General features: G+C 67.9%; 20 protein-coding genes. 11 read left to right on the top strand and 9 right to left on the bottom strand.

Annotated features, from left to right (window positions below; translation table 11 throughout):
• Positions 1 to 9: 9 nt before the first annotated feature.
• From sulP to AB0E69_RS07675, 4 genes are read right to left on the bottom strand one after another with little or no spacing between them, the layout of a single operon-like run.
• On the bottom strand, positions 10 to 1,701 hold the full coding sequence (gene sulP / locus AB0E69_RS07660; RefSeq protein WP_360141287.1) for a sulfate permease: 1,692 nt from the start codon (positions 1,699 to 1,701) through the stop codon (positions 10 to 12).
• A 36-nt stretch (positions 1,702 to 1,737) separates the two neighbouring features.
• On the bottom strand, positions 1,738 to 3,297 hold the full coding sequence (locus AB0E69_RS07665) for a hypothetical protein (RefSeq protein ID WP_360141290.1): 1,560 nt from the start codon (positions 3,295 to 3,297) through the stop codon (positions 1,738 to 1,740).
• A 47-nt stretch (positions 3,298 to 3,344) separates the two neighbouring features.
• Positions 3,345 to 4,268 carry an ABC transporter ATP-binding protein gene (locus AB0E69_RS07670; RefSeq protein WP_360141293.1) on the bottom strand — a complete coding sequence of 308 codons (924 nt, stop codon included), beginning with the start codon at positions 4,266 to 4,268 and terminating at the stop codon, positions 3,345 to 3,347.
• The gene (locus AB0E69_RS07675) at positions 4,265 to 4,903 is read right to left on the bottom strand and encodes a TetR family transcriptional regulator (protein WP_360141296.1); all 639 of its coding nucleotides are present in this window, start codon (positions 4,901 to 4,903) and stop codon (positions 4,265 to 4,267) included. Before AB0E69_RS07675 ends, AB0E69_RS07670 begins: the two co-directional genes overlap by 4 nt.
• Positions 4,904 to 4,950: 47 nt before the next feature.
• On the opposite strand from AB0E69_RS07675, the gene AB0E69_RS07680 reads away from it, so the two are divergent.
• From AB0E69_RS07680 to AB0E69_RS07690, 3 genes are all read left to right on the top strand, one after another.
• Complete coding sequence (locus AB0E69_RS07680; protein ID WP_360141299.1) at positions 4,951 to 5,157, top strand: hypothetical protein; 207 nt, start codon at positions 4,951 to 4,953, stop codon at positions 5,155 to 5,157.
• Between the two features lie 551 nt (positions 5,158 to 5,708).
• Positions 5,709 to 6,560, top strand: coding sequence for an NAD(P)-dependent oxidoreductase (locus AB0E69_RS07685; protein WP_360141302.1), 852 nt, complete (start codon positions 5,709 to 5,711; stop codon positions 6,558 to 6,560).
• A gap of 118 nt (positions 6,561 to 6,678) precedes the next feature.
• Complete coding sequence (locus AB0E69_RS07690) at positions 6,679 to 6,852, top strand: hypothetical protein (protein ID WP_360141305.1); 174 nt, start codon at positions 6,679 to 6,681, stop codon at positions 6,850 to 6,852.
• A 338-nt stretch (positions 6,853 to 7,190) separates the two neighbouring features.
• Here AB0E69_RS07690 and AB0E69_RS07695 read toward each other — a convergent pair whose 3' ends face one another.
• Positions 7,191 to 7,499 (bottom strand): AzlD domain-containing protein, encoded by a 309-nt coding sequence (locus tag AB0E69_RS07695; RefSeq protein ID WP_360141308.1) that lies wholly within the window; start codon positions 7,497 to 7,499, stop codon positions 7,191 to 7,193.
• The gene (locus AB0E69_RS07700) at positions 7,496 to 8,155 is read right to left on the bottom strand and encodes an AzlC family ABC transporter permease (RefSeq protein WP_360141311.1); all 660 of its coding nucleotides are present in this window, start codon (positions 8,153 to 8,155) and stop codon (positions 7,496 to 7,498) included. The genes AB0E69_RS07695 and AB0E69_RS07700 overlap by 4 nt, the downstream gene beginning before the upstream one ends.
• A 52-nt stretch (positions 8,156 to 8,207) precedes the next feature.
• On the opposite strand from AB0E69_RS07700, the gene AB0E69_RS07705 reads away from it, so the two are divergent.
• The gene (locus AB0E69_RS07705; protein WP_360141314.1) at positions 8,208 to 8,786 is read left to right on the top strand and encodes a CGNR zinc finger domain-containing protein; all 579 of its coding nucleotides are present in this window, start codon (positions 8,208 to 8,210) and stop codon (positions 8,784 to 8,786) included.
• Here AB0E69_RS07705 and AB0E69_RS07710 read toward each other — a convergent pair.
• Positions 8,783 to 9,004, bottom strand: a complete 222-nt coding sequence (locus AB0E69_RS07710) for a helix-turn-helix domain-containing protein (protein WP_360142998.1) — start codon at positions 9,002 to 9,004, stop codon at positions 8,783 to 8,785. The two genes, AB0E69_RS07705 and AB0E69_RS07710, sit on opposite strands and share 4 nt — an antisense overlap.
• On the opposite strand from AB0E69_RS07710, the gene AB0E69_RS07715 reads away from it, so the two are divergent.
• Entirely contained in the window at positions 8,963 to 9,160 is a 198-nt protein-coding gene (locus AB0E69_RS07715; RefSeq protein WP_360143000.1) for an FAD-dependent oxidoreductase, read from the top strand. The genes AB0E69_RS07710 and AB0E69_RS07715 overlap by 42 nt on opposite strands.
• A 21-nt stretch (positions 9,161 to 9,181) precedes the next feature.
• Here the strand turns inward: AB0E69_RS07715 and AB0E69_RS07720 are convergent, their stop codons facing one another.
• On the bottom strand, positions 9,182 to 10,012 hold the full coding sequence (locus AB0E69_RS07720; RefSeq protein WP_360141317.1) for a hypothetical protein: 831 nt from the start codon (positions 10,010 to 10,012) through the stop codon (positions 9,182 to 9,184).
• 94 nt (positions 10,013 to 10,106) lie between these two features.
• Complete coding sequence (locus AB0E69_RS07725) at positions 10,107 to 10,862, bottom strand: DeoR/GlpR family DNA-binding transcription regulator (RefSeq protein WP_360141320.1); 756 nt, start codon at positions 10,860 to 10,862, stop codon at positions 10,107 to 10,109.
• A 172-nt stretch (positions 10,863 to 11,034) separates the two neighbouring features.
• Here AB0E69_RS07725 and AB0E69_RS07730 point away from each other — a divergent pair, with 172 nt between their 5' ends.
• Genes AB0E69_RS07730 through AB0E69_RS07755 form a run of 6 tightly spaced genes read left to right on the top strand, consistent with a single transcriptional unit; the run spans position 11,035 to position 17,558 of the window.
• Positions 11,035 to 12,354, top strand: coding sequence for an extracellular solute-binding protein (locus tag AB0E69_RS07730; protein ID WP_360141323.1), 1,320 nt, complete (start codon positions 11,035 to 11,037; stop codon positions 12,352 to 12,354).
• A 2-nt stretch (positions 12,355 to 12,356) separates the two neighbouring features.
• A complete protein-coding gene (locus AB0E69_RS07735) occupies positions 12,357 to 13,286 on the top strand; it encodes a sugar ABC transporter permease (protein ID WP_360141326.1) in 930 nt (309 codons plus the stop codon).
• The gene (locus AB0E69_RS07740; protein ID WP_360141329.1) at positions 13,283 to 14,119 is read left to right on the top strand and encodes a carbohydrate ABC transporter permease; all 837 of its coding nucleotides are present in this window, start codon (positions 13,283 to 13,285) and stop codon (positions 14,117 to 14,119) included. The genes AB0E69_RS07735 and AB0E69_RS07740 overlap by 4 nt, the downstream gene beginning before the upstream one ends.
• Before the next feature lie 12 nt (positions 14,120 to 14,131).
• On the top strand, positions 14,132 to 15,481 hold the full coding sequence (locus AB0E69_RS07745; protein ID WP_360141332.1) for a hypothetical protein: 1,350 nt from the start codon (positions 14,132 to 14,134) through the stop codon (positions 15,479 to 15,481).
• Entirely contained in the window at positions 15,478 to 16,602 is a 1,125-nt protein-coding gene (locus AB0E69_RS07750) for an SIS domain-containing protein (RefSeq protein WP_360141335.1), read from the top strand. The genes AB0E69_RS07745 and AB0E69_RS07750 overlap by 4 nt, the downstream gene beginning before the upstream one ends.
• Entirely contained in the window at positions 16,599 to 17,558 is a 960-nt protein-coding gene (locus AB0E69_RS07755) for a BadF/BadG/BcrA/BcrD ATPase family protein (RefSeq protein WP_360141338.1), read from the top strand. The genes AB0E69_RS07750 and AB0E69_RS07755 overlap by 4 nt, the downstream gene beginning before the upstream one ends.
• Position 17,559 lies beyond the last annotated feature (1 nt).

Consider the following 17,559-nt stretch of genomic DNA (forward strand, 5'->3'; position numbering starts at 1 on the left):
AGGTGCAGGTCAGTCGTCGGTCGCAGCGGCTGATCGACGGAACGCCTCGACCGCGGTGGGCAACGTGTAGAAGACACGGTCCGGGCCGAGCCGGTCCAGGAAGCCGGCAGCCTGCAGGTCGTCGCGGAGCTCCTGCTTGACGCGGGCGAGGGCGAGCACGATCCCCCGAGCCTCGAGCTCCTGGCGAAGGGTGTCGAGGGTATCGAGCGCGGTGATGTCGATCTCGATGTTCGCCTCGGTGTTGAGCAGCAACCAACGGACCGGCGTCGACGCCGCGTCGACGGCGGCGAGGGCACGCCGGTGGAAGTCCTCCGCGTTGGCGAAGAACAGCGGCGAGTCGTACCGGTAGACGACCAGACCGGGCACCGGTCGCGCCTCGGGGTAGTCGTCGATGTCGTGCATCCCAGCGATCCCCGGCACGTAGCCCAGGATGCCGTCGTGCGGGCGGGCGACGCGCCGCAGTACGTCGAGAACGGAGAGCGCGACCGCGACGAGTACGCCGTACAGCACGTCCAGCGCGATCACGCCGACGGTCGTCGCCAGCGCGAGGACGAGCTCACTGCGCCGGAAGCCGGCAACGCGGCGGAACTCCGGTACGTCGATCAGCCGGATCGCCGCGAACACCACGAGCGCACCGAGGGCTGGAATCGGGAAGGTGGACAGCAGCGGTCCGGCGAACAGCAACGTCGCAACGATGACGGCAGCTGCGACCAGCGAGTACACCTGGCTCTTCGCCCCGGACGCAGAGGCGAGCGCTGTCCGGCTACCGCTGCTGCTGATCGGAAAGCCGCGCACGAAACCGGCTGACACGTTCGCCAGCCCCAGAACGAGCAGTTCACGATCCGGATCGACAGGCCCACCGCCGCGGCTCGCGAACGCCCGGCCGGTCAGCACGGTGTCGGTGTAGCCCACCAGCGCGACTCCCAGCGCCGGCAGCGCCAACATCTTCAGATCGTCGCCACCTAGCGACGGCAGATGCGGCACCGGGAGTCCACTCGGCACCGAGCCGACCAGCGCCACTCCCCTGTCCCCCAGCCCCGCGGCCCACGTGACCAGCGCTGCGAGGGCTACCACGATCAGCGGACCGGGCAGTCGCGGCGTCCAGCGGGCCAGGGCGAGGAGGAGCCCGAGCGCGGCCAGTGCCACGACTACAGGAGCTAGCCGCCACTCGTCGATCAGCCGGATCGCCGACCACACCTCAGCCGGCGGCGAGTCCCCGTGCACTGGCGCGCCCGTCAGCCGACCTAGCTGCCCCGTCATCATGATCACCGCGATCCCGGCCAGGTATCCGACCAGCACCGGCTTCGACAGCAGATCCGCCAGGAAGCCGAGCCGAGCCAGCCACCCCAGCACACAGATCGCACCCACCAGCAACGCCAATACGGGGGCCAGCGCCGCGTACCGACCGGCATCGCCGGCAGCCAGCGGCCCGATCGCCGCGGCGGTCAGCAGCGCGGTCGTCGACTCCGGCCCCAGCGACATCACCCGTGACGAGCCGAGCAGGAAGTAGAGGACCAACGGTCCGAGCGCGACCCACAGCCCGGCGACCGCCGGCAGTCCAGCCAGCTGCGCGTAGGCCATCACCTGGGGCACGAAGTACGCCGCTACAGTCACCCCGGCGACGACGTCGGAGCGCAGCCACCCGCGGCGGTACGTCCGAAGTACGTCGATCCCAGGCGCGGAGATGGCCCAGCCCGCCACGTCGTCCCTCCTTTCCAAGGTCTCCTGAAGGTCCGGCTACGCCCGCGGTATGTCTCGGCGGTGGAAGGCGATGAATCCAGCGAGTGTGAGGACGACAGCGACGACGGTCAGGGAGATCAAGTTACCGGGATCGGCGCTGCCCAGTGGAGGGTTGCCGATCCGTGTCGTGGGGGCGAGGTTCAGCACCCATGACGCGAGCTTGAGGCCGGGTCCGAGGAATGCGATGAAGGTTGTGGCGGCGTACACGGCCCAGGTGAGGCCGAAGCCGCGCGGCCAGAGGCCGAACAGCGCCAGCGCCAGTCCGGCCAGCACGAGCTCGGCCGGCAGGTAGGCCAGGCCGGCCGTCAGAACGACGCCGAAGTCGTTCGCGCTACCGATCGATCGCGCAGTCGACAGCGCGAGAGCCAGGGACGAGGCGATCACGACGAGACCGAGGCCGGCGGCAACGACCAGGGCGTGCACAGCGAGCCAGCGGAGCCTCGAGAGAGTGCCGCTGAGGCCTGTCTCCAGGCGTCCTTCGGCCTCCTCGGCGCGGAGCGTGCCGATGGCCTGGATCACGTAGCCTCCGGCAACGACTGCGAGATAGAGCTGAGTCACGGCGATGAAGCCGTCCACCGGCCTGCCGCCCTGGACTCCCATCGACTCGGCCAGCGCGGGGTTGCCGGCCATCGCGTCGAGCAACTGCCGGGCCAGCGAGCCCATCATCGCGGTGAGGAGGATTCCACCGGCCAGCCAGCCGATAACGGCCGGGCGATGGACCCAGACCGCGAAGCCGGCCGGCCGCCGCTGGAGCCAGGTCGCTCGCCCGGAACCTGTATCCGCCCGCCGCAGAGCACTGCCGATGTCGCGGCGTCTGGCGAGCCATACCGCAGTACCACCGAGGGCAACGCTGACCACGGCCGGTATGACGAGCACCCACCACCGCTGACTGTCGAACGGTGCTGTCTTCTCCGCCCACCCCAGTGGGGACAGCCAGGTCAACCAGGTCTTGGTCGTGTCACCGATCCCGCGGGTCATGTAAGCGGCGGCGAGCATGGTCAAGCTCCACGTGTAGACCGCGCGGGCATGCAGCACGAGTTGCGCCATCAGCGCGGCGAAGCAGGCGAACACCAGCGCCAGCCCACCGAGCGCGAGGCTGTACAGGATCGCTCCTGCCGCCGGGACGCCCACGAGCGCGAGCCCGATCGCGAACAGACCGGCTGTAGCGACAACCGCAGCCGTAGCCACCGCGAGCGCAGCGAGGACCGGCTGGTGGCGCGCGATCCGGCCGCCGAGGATCGTCTCGAGCCGGCCGGACTCTTCCTCACGCCGGGTGGAGCCCACGACCAGGCCGATGCCCAGCAATGGCAGCAGGAACGAGGCGAGGAAGCCGAACTCGTCCTGGATCACCCCCCCGAGACTGTCGATACCCTCGACATGCCCATTGATCGCGGCCAGCGCGCTGCCGGAGGTCACTGCCTCGGCATAGGTGTGGATCTTGGCCGGGGTGTCGTACAGACCGGCAATTGCTGCGGCCGTTCCGACCATGCCGGCGGCGAGAGCAACTACCCAGACCAGGACGGTACGGCGGCGTGTGCGCCACACGATGCTCGCCATGATGCCCAGACCGCCCGGGCACGGAGCCGCTGTACGCTTCGCGACGCTCATCGTGCGGCCACGGCCGGCGAGTCGTTGGCCGCACCGTACTTGCTGAGGAACAGGGCATCGAGGCTCGGCGGGGTGACGGTCAGGGTGTGGATCTGCGCTGCGTGCAGTCGGCCGATCGTCGCGTCGAGGTGATCCCCGTCGACGGTGAATCGCGTGTCCACCTGCCCGCCCTGCCGCTCGGAAACCCAGTCGGCGACGCCCTCTGCTCTCGCCAGGCCGTCGGGTTCGACGGCGGTGACGGCGTGCACCGCCGTACGCGTATGGCGGCGTAGGTCGGCCAGAGTGCCCGTGGTCACTGTACGGCCGCGGCGGACGATGCTCACCCGGTCGGCCAGCGCCTCGACCTCGCCGAGGATGTGACTGGACAGCAGCACCGTGACACCGTCCTCCCTCCGCTCGCGCACGCACTGCTGGAAGGCCTGCTCCATCAACGGGTCGAGTCCAGAGGTGGGCTCGTCGAGGACGAGCAGCTCCACGTCCGCGGACAACGCGGCGACCAGGGCGACCTTCTGGCGGTTACCTTTGGAGTAGTCCCGGATCCGCTTGGCCGGGTCGAGCTCGAATCGGTCGATCAGCTGTTCGCGGCGCTTCTCGTCGACCCTTCCGTGCGTCGTACCGATCACGTCGAGGCACTGTCCGCCGGTCAGGCCGGGCCAGAGCGCGACGTCTCCCGCGACGTACGCGAGGCGCTCGTGCAGCCTGGCTGCGTGCCGCCAGGGATCGACACCGAAGAGGCCGACGTGACCGGCGCTTGCCCGCATCAACCCGAGCAGGATGTGGATCGTGGTCGACTTGCCCGCTCCGTTCGGTCCGAGGAAGCCGTGAACCTCGCCCCGGCGAACCGTGAGGTTCAGGCCGTCGAGGGCGCGGACCTTTCCGAAGGTCTTGGCGAGCTCCTCGATGCGTACGACGTCTCTCATCGCTGCTCCTCCCCCGGGGACGTTGCGAAGGCACCGTCCTGGTAGACGGCGGTGACCTCTTTCGCCCAGCGGGTCATGCCCTGCGGCGTGAGCGGGTCGACGCCGATGGCGGCGGCGACCTGGTTCCGGAGCAGGAGTACCGCCAGGTCGTTGACGAGCAGGAACGCGGCGCGTACCGCGGGGTCGCCACTGGGCCGGGTGGCACCGAGCTGGTTCATGGTCTCGAGCAGTTGCCGGGTCTGCGCGAACCATCGGCCGAACAACGCCGCGCCCGCGGGATCGTTGGTGAGCAGCAGCCGGCGCAGGTACGCCGGCAGCGGCGAGCCCGGCGGAAACGCCCGCGCGAACAGCTCGCCGATCGACACCCAGTTGTCACCGGTCATCGCCTCGGCCAGTTCCTGCTCGTCCATCGCGAACAACGCGTCGAAAGCCCGCCCGGCGTATTCGTCCACCGCCGACCGCAGCCCTTCCTTGCTCCCGAAGTGATGCACCACGAGCGCCGGCGAAACGCCCGCCACCGAAGCAATCTCCCGCACCGTGACGGCATCGTGCCCCCGCTCGGCGAACAACCGTAGCGCAGCGTTGCGGATGTGCGCCTTGGCGGTGAGATCGCCTCCGTCGGCTACTGAACTCATGTTCAGCACACTAAACAGATGTTCAGTCGCCGTCAAGAGATCGGGCGATGGCTGAGGAAGGTTCCGGTCGGTCGTTTGCTGAGTACTTGAAGGATGCGCTGCTCGAGCCGGAGTCTTCAGCGAAGCTCGTTCTCACCGGCAAGGAACGGCGATCTGCCGACGAGAGCAAGTTCGTCTTCAGTTCGCCGGAGTCGGGGACTTTCGAGCTGAATGTCGCGGCGGTGACGGAGTTCGAGGCGCTGGACGGCGGCTAACCAGAATCACGCCGGACGCCGCCGCGGTGCCTTAGCTGGCGAGTTCATCCGGCGAGCGCGGCCTGGCGCCGTTCGTGGTGGCGACCCCGGACCCTCCCGTTCTGATCATCGTTGCCCTAGGCAACGTCCGGCATGATTCTGGTCAGCTCGGCGTCGGGCCACGGCCATGCCGAGGAGGTCCTCAAGGAGCTCGGCGAGCAGGCCGCGCCGTGCCGCCTCCTCGACCTCGCTGACGTCACTGCCATCTGGTTGCGGCGGCCGCAGCCGTACCGGATCTCTCCCGAGATCATCCCCGACACCCTAATCACGAAGGAACCCGAAGAGGCGCGGTCGTTCTGGGAAGCCCACGCGGGAAACGTCGTCTGCAAACCGTTCCGACAGACTCACCGCGGACGGCAGCTACGTCTTGTTCGGGGTCAACCCAGCCGGCCAGTTCCTCTACGTCGAACGCTCATCCAAACAACCAATCACCGCAGCACTCGTGTCCCACCTCCGGTCCGCCGGTTGAGCATGGGGCATCTCATTTGGTCTGGTTCTGCGACGATGGGGCGGTGGCACGAGTAGCGGTGACCGGAAGTAGTGGGAAGTTGGGGCGCGCGGTGGTTGATCACCTCGCGGAGCACGGGTGGGACGTGGTCGCTCTTGACCAGGCGCCGCCGGCCCGCGGTGACGTGACGTCGACGCGGCTGGATCTCACCGACTTCGGCCAGACGTACGAGGCGATCGCCGGGATCGACGATCGGCACGACGGTGTCGACGCGGTCGTGCATCTGGCCGCGATCCCGGCGCCGGGGCTGCGGCCGAACGCGGCGACGTTCCAGAACAACATGACCGCGACGTACAACGTGTTCTCGGCAGCGCTGCGGGCCGGCGTCCGGAACATCGTGTGGGCGTCGAGCGAGACCGTGCTCGGGCTGCCGTTCGACGAGTTCCCGCCGTACGTGCCGGTGGACGAGGACTACCCGCCGCGGCCGAACAGCACATACTCGCTGGTGAAGACGCTCGAGGAGGAGCTGGCCCGGCAGCTGTGCCGTTGGCATCCGGACCTCAAGCTGATCGGGCTGCGGTTCTCGAACGTCATGTACCCCGAGGACTACGCGAACTTCCCGTCGTTCGACGCCGACGCGCGGGCGCGCAAGTGGAACCTCTGGGGCTACATCGACGCCCGCGACGGCGCCCAGGCGGTCCGCAAGTCGCTCGAGTACGACGTCACCGGCACGGACGTGTTCATCGTCGCCAACGCGGACACGGTCATGTCGCGTCCCAACGAGGAACTGCTGGCCGAGGTCTTCCCCGGTGTACCGGTCAAACGCCCGTTCGGCCCCAACGAAACCCTGCTCTCGATCGAAAAGGCCCGTCGGCTCCTCGGCTACGAACCGCAGCACTCCTGGCGTACCAGCTAGCTCGAACGCGACCGAACGATCAAACGAATCTCCGCGTGATCGGTCGATCAACAGGTGGCGTGATTGGGAGGTGGGTATAAGACAACCAACTCCGCCCGATCGTTCGAAGGAGCACTCGATGTTCGCGATCATCGCCGCTGTGATCTTTGGGCTGGCCCTCATCCTGGACTGGGCCAACGCCAGAGTAAATGACGCGTTCACGCCTCAGACGTTGCTGATGGCCGGCTTGCTGTGCATTGCGCTCCACCTGGCCGGCATCGGGGCCGGGCGTCGCTGGGGCCGCCGTCGCTGAACGCTCACCCGAGTCGGTGGTGTCGAGGTCTGCGGCACCACCGACCGACGGTCGTACGTTGCGGGGCGTGCTGGCTGGGGATCCGCCCATGGTGGTGCGGCGGCGGTGTCATCAGGGGCTTGTCGATCGGGGGCTCGAGGTAGTGGTGGCGCTCGCTCTGGGGGGTGGTTGGTCGGCCTGCTTGTTGCGGGGTTGGTGAACGAGGTGGTTCTCCTGCTGGCCGATGGGCTGTTCTTCGGGCTGGCCGCCGTACTGCTGATGGTGTCTCGTCAACGTCGTACGTCGTCACCACGACCACCCGTAGCTCGAGCACCGTCGGGACGCCGACGAAACTAGAGTCAGCCAAGGAGTCTCAGGGCGGCGCAGGTGGCCGCTCCCAGCAGCGCCGCGGCCAGAAGAGGGACTCGAAGGAACACGAGAGCAATGAAGCCGGCTCCCAGCCCGGCCAGGCGGGCGTCGATGACGATGCGGTGTCCGGTCGTGAGGGTGCTGGTCACGATGAGCGCCGCGATCAGTGCAGGCGCGAACAGCTCGATGACTCTGGTCAGCGCCTCCGGCGGCCGGCGACCACCGGCGATTGCCGGTCCGGCGACCTTGAGCAGCAGGGTCGCGGCGGCCACGGCGACGATCAAGATCCAGGTGTTCATGACTTGTGCTCCTTTCGGAGGCCGATCAAGGCGGTCAGGGCGCCGGCGATCACGGGTACGCCGGTCGGCGTGATCGGGGTCAGCGCGAGGGCGATCACCGCGGCGAGGCACGCGACCAGGAGCGCTCGCCAGTTGGGTCCGCGGAGCTCGGGGAGAAGCAGGCCGAGGAAGAAGACCGGAAACATCACGTCCAGTCCCAGCCGGTCCGGATCGCCCAGCGAGCCGGCACCGATGACACCCACGGCGGTGCCGCCGACCCAGGCGGCGTACTGCAGAGGCGCTGCCCACGCGATCGCATTGATGTCGAACCGCCCGTTGTCCCTTCGAGCGATCACGAATGACGCATCGACCACCAACGCGCCGGTCAGCACCCGTCCGATCAGCGATCGACCCATCGAGGGCGCGATCGCGAAACCCATCGGCAGGTAGCGCGCGTTGGTGACCGTGGCCGCCGTACCGGCGAGCAGCAAGCTCCCGCCGCCGCTGAGCACACTCAGGACGGCGAACTGCGCGCCGCCTGACCACATCAGCATCGACATGAGCACCGCCGGCCAGGCTCCGAACACCGGTTCCGCCAGGACACCGAACGTGATGCCGACGGGAGCAGTCGCGACCGCCACCGGTACCGAGTCGATGACTCCCCTGGGCAGTTGCATCGTCACTCCTTACGGGTGTTTATCGGTTCACCCATCAGGTACCCTCTTTCTTATGGTTGAACCAGGAAATGCCCGTGAGGAGTTCTCCGCGCTGGGCGGACACCGCGCGCTCGACCTGGTGAACACCGTGGCCTGGAGACTGGATCCACAGCGTTGGGCGGACAAACTCGTGGACGACGACAGCGCGCTGCGCTGGGCCTGGGAGTTCGGCCTCTGCACGGAGGCAGAAACCGTACTGGCCGAGGGCCTCCTGCTTGGCCTGCGCAGCGTGCGCGAAGACATCTACAACGCAGTACTGCACGCGGACTCCGACAGCGCCGCCCGACTCACGGAGCTCTACCGCGAGTGGTGGCAGCGCACCGACCTGCAGGTCGATCCGCAACGCCGTTGGCAACCCACCGAGCGGTACGTCGACGGCCGGACCATCATGCTCCGCGCGGCGCGCGACGGCGTCCAACTCCTCCTCGCCGGCACGCCTAACCTCAAGCAGTGCGCGGACGACACGTGCGGCTGGCTCTACCTCGACACCTCGCCCCGCCACAACCGCCGCTGGTGCGCACCCAACGACTGCGGCGCCCGGAACCGCTCCAAAACCCACTACTACCGCCAACGAAGCGGCGCCAAGCCCTAAACGCGGTTGCTGCGGCGATCCTCCGACGGTGACTGACCGGCGTGGTTACTGAAGCCCCGACTGAGGTAGAACGCGCTGCGATAACCGCAGCCCTCCGCAATCGTCTGGAGCGTGTCGTTGCTCTCGACAAACAGCTCGCGAGCCTTCCGGAGCCGCGATCGTACCCAACAGGATGCCTGCGGCAACCTGCTGGTCCGGTCTGGCTCTCGGCCACCCACGTCGCCTACGCGGTCACCCGCATGGAGCCGGGCTTCTGCGTACTCGCCGAGGCCGCCGCGGTGGCTGCCGTCCAGTCCCTCCACGAACAAACCGACTTACAACGCGTCGACATCCGACCGCATCGCCCAGCGCGGGCAGGTCATCGTCTGGTCTGACCAGCTTGCTCAGAGCGGGCGCTAGTTGTCGCGGTGGGCCTTGACGGAGACGACGGTTTGCATTCCGCTCACGTCGATCCGCAGGGTGTCGACGTAGTCCGTGTTGGCCGTCGTCGGTGTCAGTTTGACGTCGAGTTTCCGGAAGCCGTTGACCGGGATGCGGCCGGTGCTGCTCGCGCTTCCGTCGAGCTGGAAGCCCGACTTCGGCGCTGCGGTCTCGTGCTCGAGCTGCGCCCAGTTCTTGTCCAGGCTGAGCACCGCCGTGCCGGTGTTGAGGATCCGCACCGTTCTCGTCTGGGCCTCGGCGCCGTCGAACTTCCCGAAGTCCAGGACCTCGTGATCAACCGCGTAACTGATGTCGACGGCAGTGTCGCCCGGGCCGATGATCACGTCCACGACCCGGCTGATGAGCAGGCGGAACACCGACTCACGAAAGCCTGCGACGAAGGCGATCACCATGAACAGTCCATAGGCGACCGGCCCTAGCTTGCCGATGTCGGTGCCGTCCGAGATCCCGCCCGCGGTCCGCAGCACGATCGCCACCATCAGGTAGGCGAGCGTGCCGATCACAGCACCGAGAACCGGCCGGATGAGATGCCAGATCGTCATCCGGCTGAGCCAGTGCCCCGCGTGCTTCGCCGCCCCGGTCAGGCTGATCGTCGTACCACCCAACGCACCCGCCCACGGCACCACCAACGGAACAAGACCGCCCACGGGATCATGCGGAAGCACGTCGTTGGTCCACGAGTGCGGGTCATTCAAGTAGTTGAGAAGCAGAAACCCCAACCCGCCGATCCACACGATGTCGAGGGCCACAATCCCCCACGGCGCCCCGCGACTGCCATCAGCCATCTGCACCACCCCACTCCTGACGATGCTCCGACGATCGGACGATCGCAAGAGCTCGAGTGAGCACCGGAAACACTGGCCGGCGGCCGACCTGGGCTCAGACGGTTGTGACGCGGACGCCGGTTTGGCGGAGGGCGGTCACCTGGTCTGGGTGGGCACCGCGGTCGGTGACGATGTCCGTGACGCCGCTGAGGTGGCTGATTCGGGCGAAGGTTACTTGGCCGATTTTCGAGCTGTCGGTGATGACGACGCTGCGGTGGGCCCGGCGGAGGAAGGCCAGGTCGGTTTGGGCTTCCATCTCGTCGTACGTGGTGCAGCCTTCCTCGGGGGTCAGGCCGTCGACGCCGATGAACGCGATGTCGAGGTGGTAGTTGGCGAGCATCGCCTCGGCGGCCGGGCCGACCAGCTCGTACGACGAACGGGCGATGCCGCCGATGAGGACCAGGCGGATGCCGGAGTGGCCGACCAGTTCGGCGGCGATGTTGATCGCATTGGTGACGACGGTGATGCCGCGTCGCTGGGCCAGCGCGCGGGACAGCTCGAGGGTGGTGGTCCCGCCGGTCATGCCGACGACCGCGCCGTCCTCTACCAGCGCCGCGGCAGCGCGGCCGATGTTGCGCTTCTCCAGCTGCCGCATCGCTGCCTTGACCCGGGTCGGCTTCTCGTCGCCCGCTTCGTTGGACACCGCGCCGCCGTGGGTGCGAACGAGCAGCTGGCCGCGGCTGAGCGTCTGGAGATCGCGGCGGATGGTCGCGCCGGAAACGCCGAGCGCGGCCGCCAGCGCGGTGACGTCCACCGTGCCCTGCCGGCCGACCTGATCGAGGATCTCGCTCAACCGCTCGGACTTCCGCACAGCGGCACCCTACAAGCACGGCGCAAGCTGCGCACCAACTGCGCACTTGCGCAAATCCCTGCGCATGTATACGAAATCCTTGACCGTTAGTTTTCTTTCGAACTACCTTCGCACCACATTCGCGCATGGAGCGATGCGCAACTGCGCACCGCGCAAGACCCTGGGAGCAACCATGCTGAGGACCACAAAACTGCCGGCAGTCATCGCGAGTCTGGCCCTCGTCGTCGCCGGCTGCGGCGGGTCGGGGAACAAGCAGAGCAGCGGCGGATCGACCCAGACCTCCGGTGTCACGATCACCGTCGCGCTCGCCTCGGACGCCCCGCCGAAGGCCGCGCTGGACGCGTTCACCCAGCAGACCGGCATCACCGTCAACTGGGTGAACATCGACTGGGACAGCCTGCAGAACAAGATCTCGGCTGCCGCCACCGCGAAGACGTACTTCGCCGACGCGACCGACGTCGACTGGTCCCGGGTCGGGCAGCTCGGCAAGCTCGGCTGGTTCTACTCGGTGGACTCGTACGTCGACACGAAGGCGATGCAGGCCGACGTACCGCAGCTCGCTTCGTTCACCGTCGACGGGCACGTCGTCGGCATCCCGTACGACGCGTCGTTCATGGTCACGACCGTCAACACCGACCTGTTCCAGAAGGCGGGCGTCAACCCGGCGCCGAAGACCATCGACGAGTACACGACCGGGCTGAAGACCATCAAGGCCAAGGGCATCGCCGACCACCCGCTGAACATCCCGTTCGCGGCGGCGGAGGGCCTGTCGACCTACTGGTACGAGACGACCGGCGCGTTCGGCGGCACGGTCCTCGACAAGGACGGCAAGCCGCAGTTCACCAGCCCCGACTCGCCCGGCTACAAGGCCGCCGACTGGATGGTGAACGCGCTGAAGTCTGGTCTCGTCCCGCCCGGCAACATCAACGTCACCGACTCGCAGGGCATGCAGAACCTAATGGCCCGGGGCCAGGTCGCGAGCACGTTCTCCGATTACTCCGGCAACGTCGGCACGCTCTACAACATCAAGAAGTCGTCGTCGGTCGTCGGCAAGGTGAAGTACATCCCGACGCCGGGCGCCGACGGCCCGACCGCGAACCTGAGCAACCCGGACGGCATCGGGATCCCGAAGCAGGCGAAGTATCCGGCCGCCGCCGCGAAGTTCATCGAGTGGTTCACCGCGACCCAGCAGCAGGCCGACTTCGCCGGCGTCAACGGTCCGGAGAAGGCGTTCGCGACGTACCCGATCCCGTCGCACCTGTCGGCGGTCAAGCAGATGACCGCGAAGGGCAGCCTGATCGGTGGCGCGGAGCTGGTGCCGATGCTGCAGGGTTCGAAGCCGGTCTTCGAGGGCGGCGCCCCGTCCTGGTACCCGAAGTTCTCCAACGCGGTCTACACCAACCTGCACGCCGCGGCCACCGGCTCGATGTCGGTCGAGCAGGCGATGAAGACGATCGGCGACACCGCCAACCAGCTGGCGGCCGGGTCGTGACGGTGACCACGACGGCCGAGGTCAGCACGACGGGACCGGCCCCAGGCCTCAAGCCGGTACGCCGGTCCCGCGTCGACCTCCTGCCGTACCTGCTCGTCGCCCCGGTGATGATCTTCATCGCCGGCCTGGCGCTGGTACCGGCGGTGTTCACCATCGTCCAGTCCTTCTACAAGGTCGACGCGCTGGACCCACCGACCCGGTTCGACGGCTTCGGCAACTTCGTCCGGCTCGCCAAGGACCACGCGGTCATCGGCAGCCTCGGCAACACCGCACTGTACGTCGTGATCGGCGTGACCCTGTCCACGCTGATCGGTATCGCAGCCGCGGTCGTCCTGCAGCGGCCGTTCCGCGGCCGGAGCCTGGTGATCGCGATCCTGATCCTGCCCTGGGCGATGCCCGGCGTGGTCGAGGGCATCCTCTGGACCGGCATCTTCGACCCGAACGCGGGCCTGATCAACAGCGTGCTGTCGTCACTGCACCTCAGCGACGGCAACGCCGTACTGCTCGGCCAGAACCGGTTGCTCACGATCGCCCTGATCGAGCTGGTCCAGGTCTGGCAGATCGCGCCGCTGTCCGTGCTGCTGATCCTGGCCGTGCTGCAGCTGATCCCGAGCGAGCTCTACGAGGCCGCGCAGATCGACGGCTGCTCGGCGTGGGGCGCGTTCCGCCGCATCACGCTGCCGCTGGCCAGGCCCGGGATCGCGGTCACGATGGTGCAGGCCGTGATCGCCACGCTGAACGTGTTCGACCAGCCCTACGTGCTGAACGGCGCAGCCAACACCGGCGCGTCGGTGACCATGCAGACCTACTTCATCAGCTTCCAGGACCTCGACTTCGGCAAGGGGTACGCGCTGTCCCTGCTGATCACCATCGTCACGCTGCTGATCTCGCTGGTCGTCGTCCGCCTCGTCTACCGGAGGGTCGAACTATGACCAAGCGACGTAGCGGACTGCGCGGCGTCGGGGTCGCGCTCCTGCTGATCTGGTCGCTCGGACCGGTGTATTGGGCGATCAAGACCAGCCTGCAGACCGAGACCGACGCCCGGGCGCGACCCGCGCACTACCTCCCGACGAACGCCACCCTGCAGAACTACAGCACCCTCCTCTCCGGAGACAGCGACATCCCGGCACAGGTCCGGCAGTCAGCCGTGAACATCGTCATCGAGTGCGGGGCGGCGACCATCGTGACGGTGGTGCTCGCGACGCTCGCGGCGTACGCCTTCGCTCGAATGCGGTTCCGCGGCAGGAACGTCCTCTTCTACGCCGTGCTGGCCACGATGGCGTTCCCGGCGTACACGACGCTGATCCCGCTGTACCGGATCATGAGCACCTTCAGTCTGGTGAATACCTATACCGGCATCGTCCTCGTCTACGTCTCCGGATTCTTGCCGTTGGCAACGTGGATCCTGCACAACTACTTCGCCAGTCTGCCCGACGGGATCGAGGAGGCGGGGCTGGTCGACGGCGCGCGGCGGCTCCAGGTCCTGTGGCACTTGTTGTTGCCGCTGGCCCGGCCGGGCATCATCTCGACTGCGCTGATCACGTTCCTGTTCGCGTGGGGTCAGTTCCTGTTCCCGCTCGTACTGTCCAGCGACCTGTCCACTCAGCCACTGACCGTCGTCATCGCCGCGCTTCAAGGCCGGCACGTGGTGCCGTCAACGTTGCTGAACGCCGCCGGCGTCCTCGCGATCGTCGTCCCGGCCGCACTGGCGCTGGCCTTCAACCGCTACATCGTCAACGGCCTGCTGGCCGGCAGCACCAAATAGAGGGGAATCTTCGTGAGCGACAAATCCATCGTCCTGATCGGCGCCGGCAGCACTGTCTTCACCCCTGGCCTGATGACCGACCTCGCGGCCAGCAGGACGTTCGACGGCTGGACCGTTCACCTGGTCGATCTGAACGGTGATGCGGCCGAAACGATGGCCAAGGTCGGCCGCCGGATCGCGACCGAGCGCGGCGCCGACCTCACCTTCGTCCCGCACGTCGACCGGCGCGAGGCCTTGCCCCACGCGCGGTTCGTCACCACCACGATCGCGGTCGGTGCCGCCGCCGGCTGGCGCGCCGACGTCGAGGTACCCGCGAAGTACGGCATCGCGCAGACCGTCGGCGACAGCGTCGGTCCGGGCGGCGTACTGCGAGCTCTGCGGCACGTCCCCGAGCTCGTGGTGATCGCCCGCGACGTGGCCGACCTCGCGCCCGAGGCGCAAATGATCAATTATTCGAACCCGCTGACCGCAAATGTTCGTGCGATCACAGTCGAAACCGGGCTGAGCGCCGTCGGACTGTGCCATGGCACGATGCACACCCTCTCCAAGCTGACCGCCGACCTCGGTTACGGCCACGGCGAGCTGAGCGCGATCTTCGCCGGCCTGAACCACCTCTGCTGGCTGCTCGACCTCCGCCACGGCACCGAGGACGTGTACCCGGCCCTGCGCCGGCTCGTCGAGGACCGCGCCGGCGACATCGACGCGCCATCGACCGGTGAGGAAGGCGTTCACCTCGCGGTCTCGGCGGATCTGATGCGGACGTTCGGCCGGTACCCCGCACCGGGTGACCGGCACGTCGCCGAGTTCTTCGGTGGTTACCTCAGGGGCGCCGACGAGAACAACCTGCCCTGGGGCCTGCAGGGTGGACGCGATGCCACGATGCGGTACATCGGCCAGAAGGACGACCTCTGGGAGCAGCTGCACGCGCAGGCCGATGGCAAGGCCCCACTCCCCCGGACCGACAACCAGGAAGCGGAACGCCTGGTCGGGATCGCCGAAGCCATTGTCACCGGCAACGACCATGTCGAGCTGGCGGTCAACCTGCCGAACGAGGGCAAGATCCCGAACCTCCCGTCGACAGCCGTCGTCGAGGTACCAGCGGTCGTCGGCGCCGCCGGCATCATCGGCCTCGGCGTGGGACCACTGCCCGACGGGATCGCCGCTGTGCTGTCCGCCCGCGCGCAACAGCAGGAGATCACCGTCCAGGCGGCGCTGACCGGAGATCGCGCACTCGCCCTGCAGGCGCTGGTCCTCGACCCACTCGTCGACAGCCTGACCGTTGCCACCGGCATCCTCGACGACGCGATCGATGCGCACGGTCCGCTGCTCGACCGTTTCGCCCCGGCCGAGGTGTCCGCATGACCGACACCTTGCAAGAAGTTCAGCAGCAACCCGCGGTGTGGCGCGAGACAGCCGCGATGCTGGCGGCCCGATCGACGCAGATCGAGGAGTTCCTCGAGCCGGTGCTCGCGCAGCCGGACCTGCGGATCGTCCTGACCGGCGCCGGGACGTCGGCGTTCGCGGGTCAGATCCTGGCTCCGGCTCTGTCGAGAAGCCTCCGCCGCCGGGTCGACGCGATCGCGACCACGGACATCGTGTCGAACCCGCAGGAGATCTTCGCCGAAGACGTACCGACCCTGCTGGTCTCGTTCGCCAGGTCCGGTGACAGCCCCGAGAGTGTCGCCGCCACGGAGCTTGCGGTGACCTGCCTGCGATCGGTCCACCAACTGGTCATCACCTGCAACGCGGACGGCAAACTGGCCCGAACGCACACCGACGACCCGACGGCGCTCGTGTTGTTGATGCCCCCGGCAACCAATGACCGAGGATTCGCGATGACGTCGAGCTTCACCTCGATGCTGCTGACCGCCTGGCTGGTGCTGGCGCCGAAGCAGGACCTCCAGCTCGCTGACCAGCTCGCCGCCGCGGCCGAACAGGTCCTCGCCCGCGCCGAAGAGCTGACGCCGTACACCGGCCGCCACTACGCCAGAATCGTCTACCTCGGCAGTGGCGCGCTTGCCGGCCTTGCTCGCGAGTCGGCCCTGAAGCTTCTCGAGCTCACCGCCGGGATGGTCGTCAGCTACTACGACACACCGCTCGGCTTCCGGCACGGGCCGAAGGCTGTGCTGGAAGAGCGCACGCTGGCGGTCGTTTACCTGTCCAATGATCCCTACACCCGACAGTACGACCAGGACATCGCGACCGAGCTCCGCACCGCGATCGGCGACGACAACGTGCTGGTCGTCGACGCCCAACCGAGCGCCCAACCGAAGGCCCAGGACAGCGCCCGGGACAGCGTCCTGCAGATCGACGGCGTGGCCGACGTGAACGACGCGCCCCTCGCGCTGCCGTACGTCGTGATCGCTCAGCTGCTCGCGCTGCGCTTCTCGGTCGCACTCGGCCGGACCCCCGACAACCCGTTCCCGGACGGCGAGGTGAACCGCGTCGTCCAGGGCGTCACCATCCACCCGCTGCAGCCGTGAACCTCTACCTCGGGGTCGACGGCGGCGGGTCCGGTACGGCGTTGTGCCTGGTGAACGCCGCCGGCGAGGTCCTGGCCGAGACCACGGCGCCGAGCTGCTACTACCTCGACGCGAGCTGCGAGGAGGGCGTCGCGCTGGTCGAACGTGTCCTGACCGCTGCGGTGTCCGAGCTCTGCGCGCTGGCCGGTGTTCGCCCGGCGGAGATCACGTCGGCGTTCTTCGGGCTCCCGGCGTACGGCGAGGTGTCGGCCGACGTACCGGTGCTCGATGCCGCCCCACGCGCAGTGCTCGGACACGACCGGTACCGGTGCGACAACGACATGGTGTGCGGATGGGCTGGGTCGCTCGGACTCGCCGACGGTATCAACGTGATCAGCGGGACCGGGTCGATGACGTACGGGCGCAACGGCGAGCTCGGCGTCCGCGTCGGTGGCTGGGGCGAACTGTTCGGCGACGAGGGGTCCGGCTACTGGATGGGCGTGCGGGGGTTGCAGGCGTTCACGCAGATGAGCGACGGGCGGCTGCCGGCCGGGCCGCTGCTCGATGTACTACGGAAGCATCTCGAGCTGGCCGCCGATCTCGATCTGATCGACGTGGTGCTCAACCGGTGGCGAGGCAGCCGGCGTGAGGTGGCCGCGTTGTCACGGGTCGTCGTCGAGGCTGCCCGGCTTGGAGATGTCGCTGCTCAGGGAATTGTCGATGCAGCGGCAACCGAGCTGGTCCGGCTGGTGGAGACCACGCGCACCCGGTTGCGCTTCACGGGAACGGTGCCGGTGTCGTACTCGGGCGGCGTACTCACGGCGCCCGAGATCCTGCAGGCGTTCACAGCACGACTCGCAGACAGCTACGAACTACGCGAACCGCAGTACAGCCCAGTGGTCGGCGCGGCGCTCTACGCGGCGGCCCTGGCTGGTGAACCGCTGAGCCAGATCGCAGTCGGGAGACCACTCGAGTGAG

Source organism: Kribbella sp. NPDC026611 (assembly GCF_040638345.1).
In the GTDB taxonomy this organism is placed as follows: domain Bacteria; phylum Actinomycetota; class Actinomycetes; order Propionibacteriales; family Kribbellaceae; genus Kribbella.